Source organism: uncultured Gimesia sp., from assembly GCF_963972345.1.
Lineage (GTDB): Bacteria > Planctomycetota > Planctomycetia > Planctomycetales > Planctomycetaceae > Gimesia.
On record NZ_CAXAVM010000031.1, the window covers coordinates 1 to 24,266 of the forward strand.

Annotated in this window: 20 protein-coding genes; 13 read left to right on the forward strand and 7 right to left on the reverse strand. The window is 43.5% G+C overall.

The annotated features are described in order from the left end of the window. Together AACZ40_RS07585 and AACZ40_RS07590 are read left to right on the forward strand one after the other, a co-directional pair. Nucleotides 1-1,071 (forward strand): hypothetical protein (locus tag AACZ40_RS07585; protein ID WP_339673836.1); only part of this gene is annotated, 1,071 nt, incomplete at its 5' end. Between the two features lie 34 nt (nucleotides 1,072-1,105). After that, on the forward strand, nucleotides 1,106-2,677 hold the full coding sequence (locus AACZ40_RS07590) for a hypothetical protein (protein WP_291171289.1): 1,572 nt from the start codon (nucleotides 1,106-1,108) through the stop codon (nucleotides 2,675-2,677). A gap of 16 nt (nucleotides 2,678-2,693) precedes the next feature. Here the strand turns inward: AACZ40_RS07590 and AACZ40_RS07595 are convergent, their stop codons facing one another. Then, complete coding sequence (locus tag AACZ40_RS07595; protein ID WP_291171291.1) at nucleotides 2,694-3,635, reverse strand: alpha/beta hydrolase; 942 nt, start codon at nucleotides 3,633-3,635, stop codon at nucleotides 2,694-2,696. 274 nt (nucleotides 3,636-3,909) lie between these two features. Here AACZ40_RS07595 and AACZ40_RS07600 point away from each other — a divergent pair, with 274 nt between their 5' ends. Both AACZ40_RS07600 and AACZ40_RS07605 read left to right on the forward strand, forming a co-directional pair. Next, a complete protein-coding gene (locus AACZ40_RS07600) occupies nucleotides 3,910-5,019 on the forward strand; it encodes a chemotaxis response regulator protein-glutamate methylesterase (protein WP_291171293.1) in 1,110 nt (369 codons plus the stop codon). Between the two features lie 728 nt (nucleotides 5,020-5,747). Continuing rightward, complete coding sequence (locus AACZ40_RS07605; protein WP_291171295.1) at nucleotides 5,748-8,069, forward strand: ATP-binding protein; 2,322 nt, start codon at nucleotides 5,748-5,750, stop codon at nucleotides 8,067-8,069. On the opposite strand, the gene AACZ40_RS07610 is transcribed toward AACZ40_RS07605, so the two are convergent. The 3 genes from AACZ40_RS07610 to AACZ40_RS07620 all read right to left on the reverse strand — a co-directional run bounded on the left by AACZ40_RS07610 (nucleotide 8,070) and on the right by AACZ40_RS07620 (nucleotide 11,580). Next, a complete protein-coding gene (locus AACZ40_RS07610; protein ID WP_291171298.1) occupies nucleotides 8,070-9,194 on the reverse strand; it encodes an L-threonylcarbamoyladenylate synthase in 1,125 nt (374 codons plus the stop codon). Nucleotides 9,195-9,241: 47 nt separating this feature from the next. Beyond that, nucleotides 9,242-10,312 (reverse strand): S41 family peptidase, encoded by a 1,071-nt coding sequence (locus AACZ40_RS07615; protein WP_291171300.1) that lies wholly within the window; start codon nucleotides 10,310-10,312, stop codon nucleotides 9,242-9,244. Between the two features lie 1,043 nt (nucleotides 10,313-11,355). Further along, complete coding sequence (locus tag AACZ40_RS07620; protein WP_291171302.1) at nucleotides 11,356-11,580, reverse strand: carbon storage regulator; 225 nt, start codon at nucleotides 11,578-11,580, stop codon at nucleotides 11,356-11,358. A gap of 1,090 nt (nucleotides 11,581-12,670) precedes the next feature. On the opposite strand from AACZ40_RS07620, the gene AACZ40_RS07625 reads away from it, so the two are divergent. The 3 genes from AACZ40_RS07625 to AACZ40_RS07635 all read left to right on the forward strand — a co-directional run bounded on the left by AACZ40_RS07625 (nucleotide 12,671) and on the right by AACZ40_RS07635 (nucleotide 14,943). Beyond that, nucleotides 12,671-13,438, forward strand: coding sequence for a hypothetical protein (locus AACZ40_RS07625; protein WP_339673842.1), 768 nt, complete (start codon nucleotides 12,671-12,673; stop codon nucleotides 13,436-13,438). Between the two features lie 52 nt (nucleotides 13,439-13,490). After that, the gene (locus AACZ40_RS07630) at nucleotides 13,491-13,937 is read left to right on the forward strand and encodes a hypothetical protein (protein WP_339673844.1); all 447 of its coding nucleotides are present in this window, start codon (nucleotides 13,491-13,493) and stop codon (nucleotides 13,935-13,937) included. Between the two features lie 160 nt (nucleotides 13,938-14,097). Beyond that, nucleotides 14,098-14,943 (forward strand): hypothetical protein, encoded by an 846-nt coding sequence (locus AACZ40_RS07635; protein ID WP_291171305.1) that lies wholly within the window; start codon nucleotides 14,098-14,100, stop codon nucleotides 14,941-14,943. Between the two features lie 18 nt (nucleotides 14,944-14,961). Here AACZ40_RS07635 and AACZ40_RS07640 read toward each other — a convergent pair whose 3' ends face one another. After that, complete coding sequence (locus AACZ40_RS07640; RefSeq protein ID WP_291171306.1) at nucleotides 14,962-15,606, reverse strand: class I SAM-dependent methyltransferase; 645 nt, start codon at nucleotides 15,604-15,606, stop codon at nucleotides 14,962-14,964. Between the two features lie 1,311 nt (nucleotides 15,607-16,917). On the opposite strand from AACZ40_RS07640, the gene AACZ40_RS07645 reads away from it, so the two are divergent. The 6 genes from AACZ40_RS07645 to AACZ40_RS07670 all read left to right on the forward strand — a co-directional run bounded on the left by AACZ40_RS07645 (nucleotide 16,918) and on the right by AACZ40_RS07670 (nucleotide 23,151). After that, complete coding sequence (locus AACZ40_RS07645) at nucleotides 16,918-17,334, forward strand: biopolymer transporter ExbD (protein WP_291171308.1); 417 nt, start codon at nucleotides 16,918-16,920, stop codon at nucleotides 17,332-17,334. A gap of 1 nt (nucleotide 17,335) precedes the next feature. Further along, nucleotides 17,336-19,585, forward strand: a complete 2,250-nt coding sequence (locus AACZ40_RS07650; protein ID WP_291171310.1) for a terpene cyclase/mutase family protein — start codon at nucleotides 17,336-17,338, stop codon at nucleotides 19,583-19,585. Between the two features lie 127 nt (nucleotides 19,586-19,712). Beyond that, the gene (locus AACZ40_RS07655; RefSeq protein WP_291171312.1) at nucleotides 19,713-21,227 is read left to right on the forward strand and encodes a carboxypeptidase M32; all 1,515 of its coding nucleotides are present in this window, start codon (nucleotides 19,713-19,715) and stop codon (nucleotides 21,225-21,227) included. A 47-nt stretch (nucleotides 21,228-21,274) separates the two neighbouring features. Beyond that, nucleotides 21,275-21,823, forward strand: a complete 549-nt coding sequence (locus AACZ40_RS07660) for a TlpA disulfide reductase family protein (RefSeq protein ID WP_291171313.1) — start codon at nucleotides 21,275-21,277, stop codon at nucleotides 21,821-21,823. 112 nt (nucleotides 21,824-21,935) lie between these two features. Further along, on the forward strand, nucleotides 21,936-22,709 hold the full coding sequence (locus AACZ40_RS07665) for an alpha/beta fold hydrolase (RefSeq protein ID WP_291171529.1): 774 nt from the start codon (nucleotides 21,936-21,938) through the stop codon (nucleotides 22,707-22,709). Between the two features lie 58 nt (nucleotides 22,710-22,767). Next, on the forward strand, nucleotides 22,768-23,151 hold the full coding sequence (locus AACZ40_RS07670; RefSeq protein ID WP_291171315.1) for a rhodanese-like domain-containing protein: 384 nt from the start codon (nucleotides 22,768-22,770) through the stop codon (nucleotides 23,149-23,151). A gap of 78 nt (nucleotides 23,152-23,229) precedes the next feature. Here the strand turns inward: AACZ40_RS07670 and AACZ40_RS07675 are convergent, their stop codons facing one another. Together AACZ40_RS07675 and AACZ40_RS07680 are read right to left on the reverse strand one after the other, a co-directional pair. Beyond that, nucleotides 23,230-23,394: a hypothetical protein gene (locus AACZ40_RS07675; protein ID WP_291171317.1), complete on the reverse strand. Its 165-nt coding sequence runs from the start codon at nucleotides 23,392-23,394 to the stop codon at nucleotides 23,230-23,232. Then, the gene (locus AACZ40_RS07680; protein WP_291171319.1) at nucleotides 23,375-24,247 is read right to left on the reverse strand and encodes a hypothetical protein; all 873 of its coding nucleotides are present in this window, start codon (nucleotides 24,245-24,247) and stop codon (nucleotides 23,375-23,377) included. Before AACZ40_RS07680 ends, AACZ40_RS07675 begins: the two co-directional genes overlap by 20 nt. Nucleotides 24,248-24,266 lie beyond the last annotated feature (19 nt).

A 24,266-nucleotide genomic window follows, 5' to 3' on the forward strand; every position in this document is an offset into this window, starting at 1 on the left:
CCTAAGAAGATTCTGAAGTATTCTTCAGGAGTCCGCCAGTCTTGGGCTATCGCATCTTCCAGTTTCGGTGAGACGTATTTTCAGAATCTTGATGAGGAATTACTGACAACTTTGACTGACATCAGTAAGCCACGACAAATCTGGTATCTGATATTCATACTATCGTTCATTTATCTGATCATTGTCGGACCAGTTTATTATCTGATCACAAAATACTCCAGATATTCTTATAGCTTCTATCTAATCTATGGTTTGAACACACTATTGTTTTGTTTCATATTTCTTTTTGTGGGCCGCTATAGCACAAACCAAACATCTCAAATTTATTCTCTGATCATTGCTGAAGTTGTCCCGGATCACAAAACAATCATTTCTGAATGGTCAAGTATGGGAATTGTTTCTGGTGGGAATTTTATAATCACTCATGAGGGAGATTCCCATATTTATTGTACGTGTCAACCCTATAACAAAGTGAGCGGTTTTACCACCAGTGGGACGCAAGGACAATTACAGGCCGATATTCCTCCGAATTCTTTTCGAACTTTCTTTCATCATGCAAGAATTCCAGAACCATTAATCATGGCGAAATCAGCTTCATTCCTTATCAATGAATCTGGCTTGGAATCGCTCACACTTGAGATTGGTAAAGAATTCCCCAGCAATGTAGAACAGGCTCATTTTGTATTTGATTCCAATATCTATGAACTGCAGAGGGAAAAGAACCAATTAATCTATCAGGGAAAATCGAGGAAATTATCCCCATTATTGTTAGAAAACCCGCTTCTCGATTCATCTTATATCGCACCGAACCAATTATTTCCATTTGTCAGACCAAAAGAAAATAATCAGAGTTTGGCTTGGGAACAATTTTTTCCAATCCTTGTTCAAAAGTCATTAAACGTATCATCAGACCACGTAAATCAAAATATCAGTTGGCCAGTGCACAAAGGAAAATTACTCGTGCTGGCCAAGGTACCAGAATCATTATTTCCAAAGACACCAGAAATCTTCAAGAAAGAGGGGCTGATTTTATATTCACTTGATATTCCGCTGTCTGATCAGGGGAGCTAACTTCCAGAATTAAACTTAAGGAAACAGGTGAGCTTTGAGAGGGTCATTCATTTTTGCCAGCTTTGCGTTAAAGAAAGATACGCGAGAGAAAAAAACGCATCTACTTCGATTTGCCTGTGTAGGAATTGTGTTCTGTATTCTCTTTTCTTCCTGGATATCCAGCTCACGAGTTGGTTCACCCGGGTTGGATTTTTTTACTAAAATAATATGGCTCAATTTCTGGCTGGTATCATTAGCCGGGATAGGATTTTTCTCCACAGCAATCACGGAAGAAAAAGAAGAAGAAACTCTCCCCCTGTTAAAACTTGCCGGGATCAATACGCTTGCATTGTTAACTGGAAAATCCAGTGTCAGAGCATTGCGTATCATTTTGTTATTATTGGGACAATTACCCTTTTTGCTGCTTTCAGTCTCGTTAGGTGGAATTACCCCGCTACAAATCTATGCAACATTTGCCGCCTTAATTGGCTACATTATCCTAATATCTAACTTTGCCTTACTCTGTTCGGTCTATGCCAGAAGATCAGGTGAAGCGATTGCGTTTGTACTTTTAGCATTATTCTTCTACTTCATAGTTCCAACACTTCAATATCGTCTCACTGTCAATCTTCAAACACGGGGATATCTCTCAACAACGGATCCCATTTCAAAAAGCAGCAAATATCTCTTTGAAATCAGCCAGGAACATTCAGTCGTTGAACAAATAAAGCAAATACTCACAACAGGATATTCAAACTCCATTCTGAGCTCACAAGTCATCAGTAATGTTTCACTGGGAATCTTGTTCTTTATTGCAGCCTGGCTGGTCTTTGATAGATGTACTTCTCATCCATCTTTCAAAGAGTCAGGAATCCGAAAAAAGCGGTCGTATCATCGAGTGATGAATTCACGTCCCGGCACAAATGTATTTGTCTGGAAAGAATTCCAGTTCTCGGGCGGTGGTATGAGAGCAAGTCTGCTGAAGCTGTTTCTATATCCAGCGTTTATTACCATCGTAGTAGGAGGAGGAATATTATTCGATCAATACACCACTTCCAGCTCAATACAGACCTTTACCTGGAAGGACTTGGTGAGCGCATCTCTTATATTGTTGTTTATCAGTTTTGCTGTGGAATGCACCATCTATACATCGCGGATTTTTCGTGAAGAACGCATTCAGAAAATGATTCCGCTCCTCTCTATTCTGCCATGTTCGATGTTGCGCATCGCTTATGAAAAAGTGGGGGGAATTCTAATTTCCCTGATACCGGTCAGTCTTACCATTGCACTTGTATTATATATTTTGCCAGAAAGCATTTCTTACCTTACAACGACAGGCCTCTACTCCCTGGTTCCCCTGATGATCATCCAATTCTGCGTTTTTCTCCATTTATTAGCATACTACTCACTGGTTGTCCGTTGGGGCTCCCTGGCAGTGGCGTTAGGCACATTTATTGTTGTGGAAGCTTGCGCAACGCCACTTTTACATCTTTTCTATTTCATGTTCCAAAATACGATCGGAGAAGCTGGGATACTGTTGCCAGCATTTTATTTGAGTCTGATTTGCTGTTTTATTCTGCAAATCCTGATCGCCGGCCGTTTACATCAAATTGCCGCAGAAGAATAAATTGATTTAATGCATTTTAGATGCGGGCATAAATCTGTTTCAATTTCTTTCCCGCAGCTTGTACTGCTTCGTAAGCACGATCGTATAAATCGGAGCGTCTGAAAAAACCATGGATCATGTCTTCATAATTCAGATGTTCTACATTCACATCAGATTTTCGCAGTAAATCCATATACTGAACTACTTCCGAATATAATGGATCATACCCTGCTGTAATAACGAGGGCATCTGGCATTCCTGTCAGATTTTTGCAGCGGAGCGGTGAAGCATAGATTTCTCTTCCCGCAGATTCGTCAGGCAGATATTGCTCCCAAAACCATTCCATCGCCCGCTTTGTCAGAAAGTAATTCGACCCAAATCTCTGGTATGATTCTGTATCGAAGCGGTAATTTGTGACGGGGTAAACTAATAACTGATAAACCAGATTTAAAGATTCTGACTGTCTCGCTTTAAGCGCTACTGCTGTTGCCAGATTTCCGCCCGCGCTATCTCCGCCGATTGCAATTTGCTGACGATCAATGCCTAATTCGCTGGCATGTGCCGAAATCCATTCCGTGGCTAAGTAAGAATCTTCAAAAGGAACCGGATAGGGGAATTCCGGTGCCATACGATAGTCTACAGAAATTACTTTACAACTGGCGGTACCAGCCAGATCCTGGCATACACCATCATATGCGTCCAATGTACCGATCACCCAGCCTCCGCCATGAAAAAAAACAAGGGCCGGTAACACTTCATTCTTTTTTATTTGGGCTTCGGGTGGAGTATAGAGTCGAATTGGGATTTCCGTACCATTCACTGGGATAGATCGATTCTCAATCGTACTGGATGGTATATGGGGATCCGGCGAAGGCGTAAGCGTACTTCTCATGAATTCCGGAGTCATTTCATCGAAGGGAGGTAGATCTATTTTTGCTATTTCTTCCAGGTATTGAGCTACTTGAGGATGTACCGGCATGGGTGTTCCTAAATCAAAAATGCGGGCTGAGCAAACCAGTGAACGCAATAAAACAAATAAGTAAGATCGCTGATCGACAGTCCGATTATAACGAAAGCAGGAACTGTTCCAGCATCTGTAATCAATTAGTTTTCAAAAAACGAATCACAAATTCGAGCATATCAAATAACTGACCTATCCTATTTAGGGGGAGAGTGTTGAATCAAAATTAACCTTTCATCTTTCAATTCATATAGTCAACCTGTTTGAGTTTGTTAAACACAAGGAAGTCTTCATGCCATCTAACCTGATTCGCGTTTTAGTTGTTGATGATTCCGCTGTCATACGTGGATTGATTTCCAAAGCTCTGGAACAAAATCCTGATATTGTAGTCGCCGGTACAGCAATGAATGGGGAATGTGCACTGAGCTGGATGAAGGCTCATCCCGTTGACGTAGTAATTCTAGATGTTGAAATGCCGGTAATGGATGGACTGACTGCGCTGCAGGAAATTCAAAAACGATTTCCTGACACCCCTGTCATAATGGCTAGCGGTTTAACCTCTCAGGGCGCAGAAACGACTGTGAAAGCCCTTTCTCTGGGTGCGATCGGCTGTGTTGCAAAACCACAAACATCCAGTGCAGCAGAAAGCATTCGTGTGCTCTCTCAGGAACTGGTTATGATGATCAAAGCCGTTGGCCCGAAGAGAAATTCAGCAAACAGTAACCAACCAGAAACTAAAAAACAAATCGCTCCTAAATTTGGAATAAAGACCCCTGACCCACAAAAAAAGCCTTTATTCAGTAAGAACATCAAATTTTATAAACAACCGGAAGTTATCGTCATTGGGACCAGCACAGGGGGCCCTAAAGCACTCGCTGAACTGTTACCTCAAATCCCGATCGACTTACCTATCCCCATACTGATAGTGCAACATATGCCCCCGGGATTTACCGAAATCCTGGCTGCACATATTCAAAAGGACAGCGGGCGAGTCACTGTGGAAGCCAGACATAACGAACCACTTGAATCGCATAAAACCTATGTAGCCCCCGGTGGCAGCCATCTTCTCATTGGTGAAAATGAGGGGCAGAAGGTAACGTTAATCAGTCAGGAACCACCTGAGCATTTTTGCAGACCTTCAGTAAACCCATTATTCAGATCAGCTGCGGAACATTTTGGAAGTGCCACACTGGCCGTTATGCTCACGGGTATGGGAGAGGATGGAATCGAAGGCAGTTTTGATATCGCAAGATCTGGTGGAACGATTATTGCGCAGGACGAAGCTTCAAGCGTGGTCTGGGGAATGCCTGGTGCAGTCGTCGGCTCAGGATTAGCGGATAAGATCCTGCCGCTCAAAGAGATTGCCGCAGAAATCAGATCCCATTGTCTTGTACGAGCCTGAATCCTGATCGCAAGGCTTCATGATCTACAGTTCAACCACCAGAATATCGTCACAATCGACACTCCTGTAATGATCCGGTAATCGTTGACAATCGATTTAAAAGTCGATTTTTTATTTCTTGTGAGGCTTCGCTCAATCACAATACGATAACTTATAATGACCTGATAAAAGAGACATCCAGCATAGTTCCAGCTGGAAATTATCAGTTTCACGACTAAGTTACCTCTCAAGAGCAAGCAACCTTGAATCTATCTGGTTGAAATTGTGGCCGTTTCGATTTGCTTCCTGTATTTTGTTTTGCCGAATTAAATATCTGGACACTTATCACTTCAGTTTTCAATTAGCTAACCAGATTTTTGTTGACCGCCAGTATCGTTCACCCCCCTCTGAACGGTGCTGGCGTTTTTTTATTGCTGCTTAGTATCGATTTCAAGCTATGTCAGGTTGTTACTATCACTTCAACCTGCAAGCGTCATATTTTCATTAATCAAATTGCGTTTTTTCGTGATGATTTATATTTCTTAAATCATCACGTTTTTTTTCAGCGTACAGTTTTGAGGAGGGATTTGCCTCTCTTGGGGCATGATAAATTCAACGTTCTTTCTATGTACAACCTGTCGTGTTGAGATAAATCCCACATCACTTTAGCTCTACTTCCATATCTAATACCTCGTTTTTTATTCAATCCGATGAAAATCTCAAAACCATTACTCAGAATAGCTTCCAAATTGCGAAAATGGTCGATCTCAGACCGTCTCAAGTTTGCTTTTGGCCTACTGGTCTTGATTCAGGTTGTCAGTGGAATTGTAACATGGTTCCAGATCTCTCTCATCAATCAGAATATATCTCAATTGGTGAATGTAGATGAACCACTTGAAGAATCCGTTCTTGAAATGGAAATCAAAGCGGGAGAAATCGCTCGCGCAGTATTGGATTATGTACGTGACAGAAACCAGAAACATCTCTCAAAACTGATTAATTCACGTGATGGTTTTTCTGATAATTATTTGCGTTACCAAAAACTGGCAAACTCGGATGACGAACTGATATTGAGAAATAAAATCTCGATTCTGTATGAAAAATATAATCTGATGTCTTCAGAAATTATTGATCTAGCTGATAGACGAGACGCTGCTCTCAATGTCTTTATCAACCATGTCGGCATCATCAATCAATTGATCGACCGTGAGAGGCTGAAATCAAATGATGATTTGTCTGAGGAGGGAATTAAACGCGCTGAAGTAACTCATAACATGGAGAAATATCTGAATATCGCTTTTGGATCGATAGAAGAATATATCGTCAAACGGAATCAGACTTTACTTTCACGCATCTTCGATGCCGAAAAGAAATTTAAAGTCTTTGAAGCAAAATACCTGAATATTATTTCGAATCACATAGAATACCAACGAGTGAAGCTAATCGATGAGGAATTTGTCAAGGCAACTACCTATGGAAATCAGGTTGTCAAAATTACTGATAAAATCGATCGTTTATTAAGCCAATTTGAACTATGCCTGGACTCGATTGATGCATTACTGCAGAATCAGGCTCACCCTTTAATACATTTAAAGACAGTCGCTGCGACACACAATGCGGATTCATCAATTCAATCAGCTAAGTTGGTAATCGGAATCCTGGCATGTGCGGGAACAATATTCGGCCTACTGTTTGTCTGGATGATCTCACGAGGAATTGTCTCCCCGATTCTGGAGCTGTCACAAAGTGCAGAACTCATTGCGGCTGGAAATGTGAACCACCGGATATCCGTTGAGTCACAAGACGAAATCGGTAGACTCGCTGAAGCGTTTAATCATATGGTGGAAGACTTGGTCATTGCACAGCAGGACGCAGAAAAAGCCAGCCATATCAAAAGTTCGTTCCTCGCAAATATGAGTCACGAAATACGAACACCGATGACAGCGATTCTGGGTTTTGCGGAAATCATGAGACAACGTAACGATGATCCGGAAATGAACCAGCATATTGACACGATCAGGAAAAATGGTGAATACCTGCTGGAGATCATTAACGATATTCTGGACGTTTCTAAAATTGAAGCTGACAAACTGGAAGTGGAAGCCATTCATTGCTCCTTAGTTGAGCTACTGGATGACGTAAAAACATTAATGAAAATTCGAGCAATCGACCGGGGACTTGATCTCTCTGTGCTAATTGATGGATCAATTCCCCGCTGGATTCAAAGCGACCCTGTCAGAATACGGCAAATTCTGATTAATCTGCTGAGCAACGCAATCAAATTTACCAGAAAAGGCCACGTAAAACTGATTGTTGCAGCCTCAGCGCTAGACACAAATGAACCGATAATTCAGTTTGATGTAGTTGATTCTGGCATTGGAATGACTGAGGAACAAATCTCACGACTGTTTCAGCCTTTTATGCAGGCAGACTCTTCAACAACTCGACAATATGGAGGAACCGGCCTGGGCCTGACAATCTGCAAGCGCCTCACTCATATACTCGGAGGAGAAATTTCTGTAAAGAGTCAGTATGGAAACGGAACCACTTTCTCAGTAACTGTCAAAACGGGTCGGTGTCAGGAACAGGAGCTTGTTGATCAAAAAACATTTGAAGCGGAATGCGTGCGTACTAATCATCAAAATACTGATACTCAATTCACGGAGATGAATTACGATATCCTGCTTGCTGAAGATGGGATCGATAATCAGAAATTGATCAGTTACCTGTTAAAAAAAGCTGGTAACACTGTGACCCTGGCTGAAAATGGATTGATTGCCCTCAAAAAAGCTATGATAGCCAAGGAAGCAGGCTCACCATACGACGTGATACTGATGGACATGCAAATGCCCGAACTCGACGGATATGCAGCCACCAGACAACTCCGATCCCAGGGTTATTCTTATCCAGTAATTGCCTTGACTGCTCATACAATGAATGGTGCCCGCGAAGAATGCCTGGTTGCAGGCTGTGACAGCTACGCAACAAAACCGATTCAACGTGAACAGTTATTTGAAACAATCAATCAGTGCGTACAGAACTTTCGGAATCAGGAATCAACAATCTGCTGATTAAGATGCCGCAGCTCGTTCGAGACGATTATTGATTGTTCTTCCCAATCCCCTCTCTGGTAGTCTAATAGCAATTATCTGATCCACGCCAGATGCATCTAAGTTTCTGAGGGCTGAAAAGAAATTGGTAGCAGCGATTTTCAGATCTCCAGTAGGAGATAAAATCTGCTGAGCGGAAAACTGGCAATCCCTGAATTCAGTGTCTTCTAACGGGTAGAGACTCAACACACCAAATAAGCCTGATTCAGGCAGTTGATCCGGATGATCAACAATGATCAGTGGGGTGCCAGGAGCATAATGCTTTGGCAGCATTCCTGGACTGACATGAGATTTTACTTCAGCATAATCTTCTATTTCAGCCATTCGAATCTCCCCTACACAAGCTTGAATATCTTCTAGAGAAATTCCCCCTGGTCTGAGTAGAACAGGACATTCCCCAAGACACTGGATGACAGTCGATTCCACGCCGACAGTACAAGTTCCACCATCCAGGATAAGTTTGATTTCTTCACCAAGCTGCTCAGCAACATCAATGGCTCGCGTTGGACTAAGGCATCCAAATTTATTTGCACTGGGTGCCGCAATCGGCAATCGAGCTAGATCCAGTAACTCTCTGGCTACGGGGTGTGCAGGAATACGAATCGCAACTGAATTTAATCCAGACGTCACAAGATCGGGAACGATCTTTTTTTTAGGTAATACCAACGTCAAAGGTCCAGGCCAGAATGTAGATGCCAGTTTTTCAGCTGTTGAAGTAAAGTCAGAAGTCAGTTCCTCAAGTTGATCCGTGTTCGCGATATGTACGATTAACGGATCAAAGTGTGGTCTTTGCTTCACTGCAAATATTTGTGCTACCGCTTCTGGATCCAGTGCGTTAGCTCCAAGCCCGTATACCGTTTCAGTCGCAAATGCAACCAGTTCTCCATTTTGAATCAGTCTGGCAGCTGACTGAACATTTCGTGAAATTTCACACTTCATCATCAATCTCGAATTGGATACTTGTAGGATGGGTTCTCTGAGGAACCCAATATAAATAAAAAACTCTCGCATCATACAAGTCTCGATGCCCGGCGAAACCGGAAAAGCAAGTCGCTCTATATCGAAACCCGAAAATACGAGAGTCATTATTTTATCAGGAACAAGTTGAAACTTGATAATCCAGAGACTTCAAATTAGCCTGAAAACTGAAATAGTGCTGGTTTTGCCTGTGGTTTTCCAGACATATTATTTACCAGTTCACCTGGTTTATGGCTTAAAATCGTATTGACACCAGCCTGCAGGTCCCGGTCGACAGGTCCGATCTCTTCCAGCTCCCGTTCGCTCATATTTACAGTCACGTCTGGATTTACTCCAACACCAGCCATCTCTCGACCTGTTGGAGAATAAAACTTGGCGGTTGTTAACCAGAAAGTACCAGAAACAGATTGCAGCGGAAAATGAGTCTGTACGGTCCCTTTACCATAGGTCTTTCTCCCGACAATCAGCCCCCTGCGATTTTCCTGTATAGCAGCAGCGAATATTTCGCTGGCACTCGCACTGTCACCATCGACTAATACGACAAGAGGTATTTTCCAGGTTTGATCATGCGTAGCTGACTCAACAGTATTATCACCCTGAGTTCGTCCTCGAGTTGAAACGATTTTACCAGATGGAACAAAACGATTCGAGATCGATATTGCCTCGGTCAATAACCCGCCTGGATTTCCTCTCAAATCGAATACCAGTGACTTCATGCCCTGTTGATGCAGGCTCCATAAAGCTCGATCTAATTCCTGTAAAGCCCCCTCACCAAATTTTTCAAGCCGGATGAGTCCTACCTTCTGTTGTACATCAACCATTTTGACTTCGCTGATATTGGTAATGCGAATTGCCTGACGATTCAGGTTCACACGGGCATTACTATCTCCTCTACGAACATCAATGGTCACCGTGGAACCCGCTGGGCCGGTAATCAGATTGGCAACTTCGTCCAGAGACAGCCCAGCTAAATTCCTCTGATTGACACCGACGATCACATCACCTCTTTGCAGTCCGGCTTTTTGAGCTGCACCACCATTCAATGTTCTCAAAATAACAGCTCCCTCTTGATGCGTTTTCAGTTGAACGCCTACTCCGACCACACTGTTGCCACCCACATCAACACGGGGACCTGAAGAACTGGGTGTAAATTCAAACCGAGAGTGCTTATCAATCGCTTCCAGGGACCCATAAGCAAACTCATAAATCACTCCTGTTGCCTGCATTCTCAGTTGACTTCCTGCAATGTCCGCAGCCTGACGCATTACCGTAACCGAATCCTGAGCATTCCGAGCAGGATTCTGATTCATCAGTTGCTGCCAGCTTTGCTGTACCATTCGAATCTGTTCTGGTGAGGCTGCGATCCGATTGGCATTGATGAAATTCTGGTTTTCTACTGCCAAAATCAGATTTTGAAGTGATTTTCGGGTTCTCACATCATAGGAAGGTGGCTGGACATGACGTGAATCGATCATACGGTTCACTTCCAGGTAAAATGAATAAGCTCGTTGCGGATCCATATTCTGCAAAGTTCCCACAACTGAGGCACTGGAATATCGCTGTGAAATTTTATTTCTCAGTTCCTGATCTGGGTCGACAGGATACTGTTTGGGAAATTCGGTTTCATATCGATCTCGGTCATACTGAGGCATACTCCTCTGTTGTAACTCTCGAATCAGCTCTCTTAACTTTTGACTGTCGATCCTGTCATCGAAATTTTCACGACTTTGACGTCTCTGACCGGAATCAAATCGATCTCTGGAGAAAGAGTTGTATTGGTTTTGAGGTCGTTCATAAGTTTGAGCCTCTTCCGACAACAGTTGCTTCAGCTTTAATTCATACTCATCAAATCGATTTTCATCTGTAACAGGGCGATATCGCTGATGACGCCGACCGTTTGAATAAGAAGGTGTATATGAATCCCGCCCCGCATTGAATGGGTCGCGTTCAAATGATTGTCCAGAACCATTTTGATTGAAATGATTCTGATATGGGTCATACTCTGCCGCATGCGATAGTGTCGTGCATCCTGACAGAAAAACTGCGGTTAGCAGAATCACCATACTCCAGACAAACAGTCGGGCAGAATTGATGGTTTCAGTTTGTGAATAATTGAATTGTGATCGGTTCATGATCCCCTCCGATATCAACCGCTATGCGGTTATTAAGTCCGGCCTATCAACTTCCTCTATGATGGCTTAACGGAATTCTTTGATAGAAAATAATATAACGGCTCACATAATATGCCCCGTTCCAACAATTCAGTTCGCTATGCACATTGTGCATTTAATCCCTGTTTTTTTTGTGCCGAGGCGGGAGTTTCTACAACCTCTGTCTGCTTTTCTGTTTCCAGTAGTTCTCCTCGAATGACGCGGATATCACCAGGTGCTTCAATACCAATTTTGATTGCACCTTTTCCTGTTTTTAAAATCTTGATCACAATATTGTCACCAATTTGAATCACTTCATCTCGTTTTCGAGTTAATACTAACATTTCAAACTCTCCTGTTATTGCTGAGCATCAATACTCATCTCATCCCGGAATCATAATGATGTCATTTGGACATTGTTAAAGTGGCTGATTAGATCTATAGCATTCAGTGTGCCAAATACTATCACCACAATCATAGACCACATTATCTTACTATTATATATACACTTACGAATTCACATTCTCATCAAACGCACATTGAAAGCATCTCGTAAAAGTGTAACATTGACAACACACAACTAAACGCCCCCAAAATTACAATGGATCAAATCAATTCCCGTCCATTATATGATTACACCATTTATCGTTTTCCGCGTGGAATAATCCATAAATATACCCTGCAGCACAAAGCCTGCACCTTTCCCCTGGACTGCCGTCTCAGGTTTTGTATTGGCTGCGTAATTATTCTTTTGAGCTTCGAATCTTGAAGCATTAAGACTCACGGAGGATTACCCCTGAGCATGGTCTTGACGTAATTTCCAAAACCAGTAAACTTCGCCGCCTGATCTGCCGGGACACTTTGATAGGATTCTCTTTTTCTTTAGAGCACCTTCTCCGGCAATATCTTATAACACTGATATAAACGTGTTCATTTTTGACAGGGCCCATTGTTTCGAGCGTCATTTCATGCTCGGTCTTTACACAACATCGACTAAGTGATCGTCAAGGAAGGCACTTGCTGGTCAAGCCGTAGAATTCACGAGAAAGGATTGTGTGAATGTATTCCCGCCTCCACCACACTTTTTGTAATCACATGTTTTGGAAGGACTCAAAGTCCTTTGGTCCCCAGATAATGGTTATCCTTCTGGTATCCGGACTCACATTAACCTGTTTAAACTCCAACGTTCAAGCACAATCGATCAATGATGGAAACAGTAAATTAGTTAATGATTTGCTTCGTCTGTTAGAGAAATCAGAACTGGCGACACGTGATCGGGAATACAAACCTTCTGGTTTGGACCTCCCCCCTGCACCACAATTGAATACATCACGGATTAATATCAATGAAGTTCGCCAGACCCTTGAGGAATTCTCCAAGGACAGTTCCGCTCTTGCGATCAGCTTAAATCGGGTGATGTATCAGGTTCCTGGAGTGAGAGAGTATATTGCAGATGTTCTCAAAGTGAGAGCTCGTGCTTCAATCCTCGCAGATCGTGTCCGCCGCGATAATGATTTAAATCAAATTGCTGCGGAATATGGTGAAATTGATCAGCTCTGGCGAGTTGTCTCGCTTCAATTGGAAAACGTTCGTGGCCTTGACCGGGAATCTCAAAATCTGATTGCGAAAATGAATCAGTCAGATCGTAAACTGGGTGATTTACTTCAGACCGGTCCTCAGCTGAAACGAACAGAACTCCTGACTCAAACTTCTGCACTTTCCAATGCACTCGGAATTCTGGTGGAAGATATTGAGATTGAACTATCTCGCGAACCTCAGAGATTTGAACTGGTAAGAGCAGGACAAGAAGTAGAGCAACGAATGATTCAGGTCTCCAATCTGATCATAGATCGCCAGAGCTATGATGCAATCAAACGCGAGTATCTGGCTTTTCGTGATTCCTGGAATTCGTTTGCAACTCGTCTGCGGCCTTACCACAATCGAATCTTAAGCCGTGGCATTCAACGAGTTGTACAGCAGGACCGATCCATCCAGGAATTACTATGGTTGCCTCAGGATGGAGCGAACATGCAGGAAATCGCTCACTTAACAGAAGCGCTTAAACGTGATGTTGATGAATTTTATCGTAGAGCAACACTGCGTTTGTTAATCAGCCTGCCACCAGCAAATTACATTGCGACTTCCGATGAATTCTACGGAACTGTGGAAAACCTGATCGATACAGTCAACCATAACAAGTAACCTGATTACATCTTTCTCGTATATTGAGCAAGCATGGAAAGATTTCTCGGCCATGTTCCATACAGTTGAGAGCCCTGCCGCTCTTCAACTGCTGGATAAAGTTGATAATTCAATCAATGCTTTGCGGGTTTCTCTGCGAATTGAACAACCCTCAGAGAGTATTGATCTGGCAAAACTGGTTGTTTCTCTGGAAACTCAAAGTACTCAGCTCTCAGTTATTGCCGAGCAATGGCTGGCTACAGAGTCTCCTTCATTCCGTCAGTCTACTCAGAATTCCATTCGGGATTTCTCGAATACAGCCCACGAACTGCATCGAATTATTCTCATGCGACCAGCATCACCTGCTCTGGTCCGAACAAAAAGTTCAGAGTTGTTTGATAGCTGGTTCCAGGTACACGAAAAGATTTCACGATGTGAAACTCGTGAAAAATTCCAACTCCAGGAAACAGCTGTTCGTATCACACAGATGCTGATGGACCTGCGTTACGCAACTAAATAAAAATCGAATTTATCACGTACTTACAAGGCCCTCCTTCCGGGAGGGCCTTGTGCATGCGCAGCGCTTTACAATCAAAGAAAGATCGTTTTGATTGAATCTCTTTCGTGGATCTGTCCCACACATCACTGAACCGACTTATTTGTGAGAACCCAGGATAAATATGACTGTCACAAATTCTTCCGGAGATTCTCCCTTTGGGGAACATCATTCAGATTCCAGAAATCCGAACGAAACTGACTGGGTGGATTACCTGTTCGCATATTTTGAAGCATTGCAGCGATGTATTCGCATACCGATGCTTAATCTCCAGTCTGATCGCCAACAGATCATCCGGAAACGAAGTACTCTGTTTCTTCCCGCTGCTGGATTGACGTTAGCAATTCTTCTGATGCTTCTGTTAATAATCGTCCAATTATTCTGGCCATTGTATATCGCCGTTCTTCTGGTTGGCTCTCTGGAATTACTCTGCCTGCGTACTTTTACTCCTGGCGCAATCCCTCAAAGTCGTGAATTAATTTTTCCGTCTTCTTCAGCAGGTTCTGCAGGAAATATTTTTGTTTTGACGATTACGCTGATGTTGCTGAGAATGGGGCTGCTTTATCATCTGCTAACTGACTCAGTTACTCTGCTGGCACCCTGCATATTAATTATCATCTCAATTACACTGGGAATCTGGCTAATCCCCTTCTCTATCTGCTTTGCAGAGGCAACTGATGAAGCAGCGAAATGGGCAAACCCGAAGTTTCCATTAACATTAAAACAACTCACTTATTCCAGTTTAATTTTAACTCCATTGCTTCTAGCAGGAATCTGGTTTTCTCCAGGGAGGTTTGCACCGGGTTTACTTGCAGCTGCCATATTGATTTACTGGATTATTCGAAAACTGGAAGACTATCATATCGAGATTTCTGATATGCATATAGAAGGTATCTCTTCGCTGTTTCAAATTATTTTTCTGCTGATATGTAGTATTGATTTCTCATTTTGGACTAAATTTGCAGAGTAAATCAGTGTCTCTGACAATTTAGAGTCCCCGTTGTCTTAGTTCAGCTCGCATCAATCCATTATCAAACTCATTGGAACATATCACTTGAAAGCCATTGCGATCAAGCAGTGTTGAAGGATCAGACAACCGCATTGTTTGAATGTCAGCAGCAAATTTAAAGAATAGATACATGATTTTTACCCATGCTATTGCCCGCCATCGTCGAAATCGATTACCGGTCACCTGAAAATCGGCATATAACCAGTGAGCCTCATCAGTACATGCTGAGGAAATCTTTGAGACAACCTCATTGAGAGTAGCTTCATTGAAAACATCGAGAAAGAAGTTCGTAACAATCAGGTCATAATTTTGAGCTGGCATTGCGTCGTGAGTCAAATCACAGCTGTGAAACTCGATTCTCTCTATCCCGGGTAGAACGTTTTTTCGCAATCGTTTTTGAGCAAGCTCTAACATTGTTTCGCTGGAATCAATGTAATGAATTTCTTCAAACGTACACTGTTGGAGAAATTGGATCAGGAAAGTTCCGTTACCTTCCCCGATCAAAGCGGCTTTTTTGATTTCTGGCAAATCGGAGAGAAACGCGGTTCTACAGAACTGCATCTGCTCCCGGAATACAATTTTTTCTAATCGCTCGAACCAGGGAGCAACTCGATTAAAATTCATATCCGGAGGCTCAAATATAAACACGGTGTGAGCAATGCGCAATCAGCTAACACTGGTTTAAGCTGATGATTTATCGAACGCCGATCAAGTATCAATAAAATCAAACTACTGGAGATCATCGATATTTCAAATACTGGCACGAGATTTATTGCGATCGCGTAACTACAGATACATAACTGAAACATGATGAACCCCGTCAGAAAGTACGGAACTTGAATCATTAAATCGGGGTGTCTTGTAAAAAATGATACTTCGCCAGCCTGTCTGTCAGTTTGATATTCCCAACGGGAAATACAAAGGCAGTTCAATGTACATAAAAAGAGAAAGCAATTAAATGTCCATATAAAACCATTGTCCCAGCTTTGGACCTGTGACCAGATAAAGAAGTGAGTTGCCAAGGAAAAAAACATACCCACCAGTAGTTCTCTCGGAAGCAAACCTCTGGCAAATTTGGGGATATAAAAACAACTGAGGAAGTAGATTGCCAGCACAAACAGTAAACCGAAGCCCCAAACCAACTCAATTTTTGTCAGCAATTCAAATAAACAGATTGTCGAAATGAGTGCAACAAGCCCCCAGCAGATCAGCAGTGGCCAGAAGAATTCCCGAGTAAATCGATGCCGCGGCGTTCTCTCTGGGGCATCTGGTAATCGTAAACTATCCAGCAATCGGTCTCCCAAATAGGCTAACCAGGTCACACTGAATAAGATAAAATAATCATGAATCTCGACTTTAGTTGAGTACCTTGTTGAAAAACACCATAACCAGGTGATCGCAACAAATGGAGCATCCAGACTTAGTGAATTAACGAGTAAGAGAATTTTAGCCGGAAATTGACTGACTTGGCTGCAGTGGGGGGAGACAGCCCTATAATAAGGTAATCTCTCGGCTGATACTTTTTGGGCTGTCCTGTGTGTGAATTTGCTTAACATCTGATAAGAAAATGACTTCTGATTATTTTTTCTAACAAGGGGCATGAGCAAGACCACAAAATTTATTATCCGCTTACTGATCAAGGTCTGTAATAATACAATTAGAGCTGACAAGCTTCTGATCCCATAGTGTTTAAATGTATCAAACCGAATAGAATCCGGATTATTATCAGATGTTGAAACAGATACGAATATTCTAATAGAGTATAATGCAAACATTCAGGGCGTCTGCAGCAGTTCATTCCATGAAACGTGGAGTTTCAACGCAATCATCAAATCGGTTCGAGGTATCTTCGAAGCACAATCCCCCTCACCCAAATTTCATAAACTTTTAATTTGCGAAAATCGGGTCTATGAATTCTGATTCAGGATGTAAAGAATGCCGTTAAAAACGGGTACCGTCGAAGAGCCAAAGCTCGATTTGACCCCCATGATAGATATTGTTTTCTTGCTGATCATCTTTTTTATGGTTGGTACTCAGTTTACAGAGATGGAGCGCCAGTATGATATAAAGCTTCCAACAGTGACTGATGCGAAGCCTTTAACAAATCTGCCCGATGACATCATCGTCAATGTACAACAGGATGGTCAAATTTCGATTAATGGTGAGAAGAAAAGTCTGGAAGATCTGGAATCTTTCCTGAAAACGGCCACTCAAAATTTCCCGGGACAATCCGTCGTTATACGGGGAGACTCCACAGGCCCCTATCAAAATGTAATGAATATTCTGGAGATCTGCCACAGGGTCAAAATTCGTTCTGTCTCTTTAGCAAATCGATTAAGAGACGATTCCTGACATGAATAATCGCATTCATAACCTGATCGAAAAGATCCTGGCTGGTCGAGAGATGACTTTCGAGCAGATTCTATGGGGGTTTTTAATCTTAGCAGCGATCTTCGCATCCATTCATCTGCTTTCGATGCTGGTCACGCGCTGGGGAGATCGGAACGCATCATCGAAAGCGCTCTTATTTTCTATCATAGTTCATCTGTCATTATCGCTCGGAGTAGTCACTTTCTGGCCGGAGCAGGCAGTAAAATCACTGGCTAACGCAAAGCCGGAACAGGAAAACGATGACATTACCCTCAATCTGGCAGAGAGCACGGAAACGATAAAAAATAAACTGTCAGGCAACTCGCCTGTCTGGGAAAAACTGACTCCCCCCCAAAAGCAGGAACTATCCCGCATTGATTTGAGTCGACCTGAGTTCACTCCCCTGTCTGCGCCCCCAGAAAAAGAACAGCCACAGGAAATCTCAGAGACGCCGATGCCAGATGTTGTTTCGAAATCTGACTTGCCGGTCACTCCATCGAAAGTAAACATTGAAAGCGTCAGTCAGAAACGCATACAGTCTCAGGCACCTCTGGAAATCACTGATACTACTGCTGAATCCAGAGCAGAAGTCTCAGTACCGTCGACATCAAATACTCGCAGCAAAATGATTCGTAGTGGCCAGTTCAATCAGCAACTCGAGCGTCAATCAACACCAGGAGCAGTAGATCGCATTCAGCCTTCATTTAATGACCAGAAAAAAACATTGGCTTTAAATGCCCAAACAGATCCTCAGTCGGTTCTGGAACGAAATGCCTATGATTCCCTGCTGTCCAAGCGAACCGGTCCTGCACCATCAAACCTGAAAATGAATACTACAGGTGTGGAAACTGCTGAGTCCAGCGAAACCAACTCTAACGTCGCCCCCACGGAACCTCGCTTTGCCAGACGAAAATCTCGCACGACGCGATCTGCAACTGATGGGACGATCCAACGTTCAGCTCCTCAAACCACTTCGGGTAAAGCCAATCCCGACTCTGATCGATTACTGGCAGAACGAAGTACGCTGCCACTCACAATGAATCAAAAAGGGCCTCAACCTGATGCACTTCGTCCTAACTTTGATGCTGTTTCCAATCGAACCAAGGCCAATATCCCTGCAACTTACAGACTGAGAAATTTATCAAAGAGAAAAGAGATTGCCCAGAAGTTTGGTGGGACGGAAGAATCGGAACGTGCAGTTGAATCGAGTTTGAAGTGGTTAGCCAATCATCAGGAACGGGCAGGTTACTGGGACGCAAATCGGTTTGGTGCAGGCCAAGTCAAAATTGATGAACAGGGAATTGATCGCCGCAATGCAGGAATACAGGCAGATGCAGGATTAACAGCTCTCTCAATATTAGCATTTTTGGGTGCAGGCTACACTCAGGAAGAAGGCCTGTATGCTGATAATTTAAATCGTGCGATACAGTGGATGATCAAACAGCAGAATTCCGATGGTTTTCTGGGCGGAGAGGCAACCCATTATGCCCGTATGTACTCGCATGCCATGGCAACATATGCGCTGGCAGAAGCTTACGGCTTACAAAACGATCCAAAATCAAATCCGCAGTTACGAGAAAGTGTCGCTCGGGCTGTTGCTTATATTATTGAAAACCAAAACCCATATGATGGTGGCTGGCGATATGTCAAAGGACAGAAAAGTGATATGAGCATGTTTGGCTGGCAACTGATGGCTTTGAAGAGTGCTGAAATTGCCGGTATCCCCATTCCCTCGGACGCCAAACAGCTGATGGTTAAATTTCTGAAAGATCGCAGCATGGGTAAGCACGATGGCTTGGCCACATATCGTCAAGTCGAACCTGCGACGCCTCCCACCCCTGCAATGACGGCTGAATCTTTATTCTGCAAACAAATGCTGGGGATCCGCAGAGATAATCCTGCATGTACTGAAGCTGTACAGTTTCTTTCTGAACGGCCACCCCGTCGTTCAGAACACAATCTTTACTATTGGTACTATGGTACCCTGGCCATGTATCAATATGGCGGAAATCCCTGGCGGGAATGGAATGAGGATTTGAGAGAACTTTTGATTTCAGAACAAATCACTCAGGGAGATAATGCGGGAAGCTGGGAACCGCGCCCCCCGTGGGGTCCTTATGGGGGTCGACTCTATTCAACAACCCTGAGCACACTTTGTCTCGAAGTCTACTATCGGTTTTTGCCACTCTATCAGATGGGAGGTCGTTATGGAGATGAAGGCACTCCAGACTAATCTGAACAAAAACCAATCGTTTGAAAAGTAGACACTGTCTCTAAGTCATGAGTACGAGCCGGAGTTCAAAAGATCTCATTAATCTTTTTACCGAAACGAAACACTATTCGGCAGAAATAATTATTCAATGAATACTTCTAATAATACATATGAACTGTTACTTACCAGACTGAAACAGACCTCATTGCTGGCCTCCTGCTCAGCTGTGCTGGAATGGGATGAGCAGACCTGTCTGCCTCATGCAGGAGCTGAACATCGTGCGAATCAACTTGCTTTAATGGCAGGTCTGGTTCATGAGCAGGCTACCAATACTGAAATTGGTGATCTCCTGGATGAACTGGAATCAAACTCTGCCTGGGATGAAGATTCATACGAACAGGCTAATATCAGAGAATCACGCCATGAATATGACCGCATGACGAAACTTCCACGGCGTCTCGTGGAAGAACTTTCCAGGGTGGGAACTCTTTCTCACCATGCCTGGGTTTCAGCACGAAAACAAAACAGGTTCGACGACTTCTTACCCTGGCTGGATCAGATGATTGCCCTGAAGCGCGAACAGGCGTCGGCGATCGGATTTGAAGGAAATCAGGCCTATGATGCCTTGCTCGACGAATACGAACCAGGGGCGACTGCTGAATTAATTGAGCAGGCTTTTCTCCCCTTACGGAATGAACTTGTTAACCTCGTAGCAGAAATTCAGAACTCCGGAGTGAAACCTGATATTTCAATTCTGACCAGAAGCTATCCCATCGAAAAACAACGTGAGTTCAGCCTTAAAGCAGCTGAAAATATTGGATTTAATTTTGAAGCCGGACGACTGGATATCGCAGCTCATCCATTTTGCAGTGGAATTGGCCCCGGGGATTGTCGCCTGACAACCCGATATGACGAACATCATTTTCCTGGTGCTTTTTTTGGAACACTGCATGAAGCCGGTCATGGAATCTATGAGCAGGGCCTGCAAACGGAATTCTTTGGCACTCCAGCCGGGAGTTCAACATCACTGGGAATCCATGAATCGCAGTCACGGATGTGGGAGAATCTGGTTGGCCGTAGTCGAGCATTCTGGAACCGATTCTATCAGCCCGCACAGAAAATGTTTCCCGAAGCTTTATCGGATGTGGCAATCGATGATTTTTATAGCGCGATCAATAATGTTCGCCCCTCATTTATACGAGTCGAGGCGGATGAAGTGACTTATAACCTGCATATCATGCTACGTTTTGAATTAGAAAAAGCACTAATCTCGGGAGATTTGAAACCCGCTGATTTGGAATCAGCCTGGAACGAGAAATTCAAAGAGTACTTTGATCTCACTCCAGACACCCCTGCAAATGGATGCCTGCAAGATGTCCATTGGAGTGCCGGGTTGATTGGTTATTTTCCTACTTATGCATTGGGAAACATGTATGCAGCTCACTTCTATCAGGCAGCAGAAAAAGAACTGGGAGACCTGAATCAGTTGATTGAAGCCGGTGAATTTTCTTCACTTAAGAACTGGTTGAACCAGAATATTCATCACCACGGTAAACGTTATCGTGCCAATAGACTGGTCGAAGTTGTCACAGGAAACACTCTTTCACATTTCCCGCTAATGAATCAACTCAAACAGAAATACAGCGAACTCTATCACCTGTAATCAATTAATAAATAGTGTTGGAACCTGTCTCTATGAGCAATCAGAGTATGAAAAAAGATTTTACGATCGCGCTTGTGCTGGTCCTGGCTGGAGTGATTCTGTTTACTGTCTGGTTAGGCTATGGATTGAATGGAAACCGACGAGCATCACAAAATCTGACCTTGTTAAATGTGGGCGAAACGGCACCTCCATTGAAAGCGGAAGGATGGGTAAATGGCAATCCACACCAGAACAACTATCTTGAAGGAAAAGTCATTGTCGTCGATGCATGGGCCACCTGGTGTGGACCATGCAGAATGGCTGCACCGCATATGGTTGAAATCTATGAGAAATTCAAAGACCAAAAGGTGGCTTTTATCGGCCTGACCTCAGACAGTGAAGAATTGCTTCCCGAGATTAAAGAATGGTTATCTGACACAGGAATCACCTGGCCTAATGGTTACGGAGCCATCGATTCTCTTACTGCCTTCAAGGCAGAATTCATTCCTCAAGTATGGGTGGTCGGCACTGATGGAAAAATTGTCTGGAATGAAGATTCGAGATCAACCGAATCTCTCGAAGAGGGGATTCGACAGGCCTTGAAGAAGACTGACTAATCAGAAGTGGCTTCTTCATTCACTTCAACTTGCAATCAATTCTGGAATGATGAAACCGAAAGACTGGAACATGAATCGGAAACTTGTGGAGCAGAGTGTAAATGGAATTTGTATGCGAGCCCTGATCGCGGGATCTGGACCTCCTTTGCTCCTGGTCCATGGATTCCCTTTGAGCCACCAGATGTGGCTGCCACAAATTGAGCATTTTCAATCCAGCTATACGGTTATCGCGCCCGATTTGCGTGGATTTAGGGATTCAGATATTTCTCCCGGGATTGTAACAATGGAACAACACGCTCGGGATTTGAACGTGCTTTTACAAGACTTGAAAATTGAAGATCCTGTTTCCTATTGTGGTCTCTCGATGGGCGGATATATCGCCTGGGAATTCTGGAAGCATTTCCCTGATCGATTACACGCATTGATTCTGTGTGACACTCGAGCGGATGCTGATTCAGAAGAAGACGTCAATAATCGCTTGAAAATGGCCGATCTAGTGCTGAGGCATGGTCCGGAAGCGATTTCAACAGCCATGATTCCGAACCTGATCAGTGAATCCAGTCAACAGAACCAGCCTCATATTTCTGAACACCTTATCTCGATGATTGAAGCGACAGACAGCGAGGGTATTGCCGCCAGTCAGAAAGGTATGGCCGCACGTTCTGATTTTTCTGATCTGATCAAGGACATCCATATCCCGACTTTATTTATCGTAGGGAAAGAGGACCGATTAACCCCTCCGGCGGTGATGCAACAGATGAGTACTCAAGTGCTGGAATCAAAGTATTTCGAAGTGAGTGATGCAGGCCATATGGCTCCCATGGAAGCTCCAGATTTAGTGAACCAGGCGATCGATGATTTTCTTTCCACCCGTTTGAATTCCTGATATCACCTTGCTGATTATCTTAATTTTTTATCTAACTACCTCTGAACAAGGAACTGATATGGCCAAAAATCATTCACCTCGTTTTCTCGATATCGTCAATTCTGCCAAGTCACGCGTTCCTGAATGCACGGTTCATGATGTGAAATCACGCCGTGATAAAGGAGAAGAATTCACTCTGATTGATGTCCGGGAAGATCATGAATTCAGTCAAGGCAGGATCCCTGGTGCGATTCATCTGGGCAAAGGAATTATTGAACGAGATATAGAACAACAGATACCTGATACATCTACACTTTTGATTCTCTATTGCGGAGGTGGCTTTCGTTCTGCTTTAGCGGCCGACAATCTGCAAACGATGGGTTACACGAATGTGATCTCGATGGATGGTGGCTTTAGTGGCTGGAAATCTGCCGACTATGATATTGAAACCGATTCACCCTGATTCCACCAACTCTAAAAAAAGAGCACTGTATCCGTAACAGATACAGTGCTCTTTTTGAATTTGTGAGTAGCCTGGTGGTCAACCACCCAGTTCCCAGTTGTAAGTCTGGAGCTCCAGTACGAGAAAGACAATTCCTGCAATCAATGCGGAAAGAGAGACAAATAACAATCCTACGTAGATATTAGGGCCAGCTGCTTCGCCTGCACCGGCTTTTCCTTTAGATTTAGAGCTTCGAGTTGACATGGTCACCTTTCTCAATCACACCATTTTTAGCGGCGTCTATTACTGTCCCGACAGCTTTATCAGGATCGACATAAACGAGTTCAATCTTACCCAGATACTTGGGGCGATTCCCGTTCGCTTCAGTACCAAAACGATATACAAACAGTTGATGCCCTTTGCTGAGTCCATCATCACTACCCAGTGATACTTCGACAAACCGTGTACCGTTTCGTTTATCTTTCTTAGTATTGATGATCAGGCCTTCCACAGCCGGTGGAGGAGACTGCATTCCGGCGATTGCGGGATCTTGGGGATCAATCCCCAGGTTGGCAACAATCTTGTTTAAGTAGTTAAGTTCTTCTACCACTTTTGTGTGCTTGGCAACCAGGTTTTTCTCACGAATTGACTGTGTGAAAATTGTATCTTCAAGACCTTTGATTTTGGCACGTAATTCATTCACCGTATCATGCAGAGATTTATTCACAACCCGCTGTCGATCTGATTCCTGACGCCGAAACTTTGCTTCTTCCCCGGTTGTTTCTGCTTGAGCAACAGATGTGTCGCGCTCTACGCGAGCAGTATCGAGCTGAGTCTGCAAAGTCTTAGTCTGTGCCAGCAGTGCTTCGTTGGCAGCTTTGGCAGTCTCTGCTTCGCTTTGAGCTTTATTCAGCTCTTTCGTCATCTCAGTTTTTTCATTATTAAATTCTGACTCTAATTCGTTCATGCTTTTCTGCAGAGAGGCTACATTGTCTTTGAGTTTAAGACTTTCATTGCGCCAGTTGTTTTGAGCAGTAAAGACAGCACCTGCAAATCCCATGAAACAGACACTGAGTACAACTTGAACGACGACCAGTACTTTGCCGACAAACGACATCTAATCGCTCCTGATATTT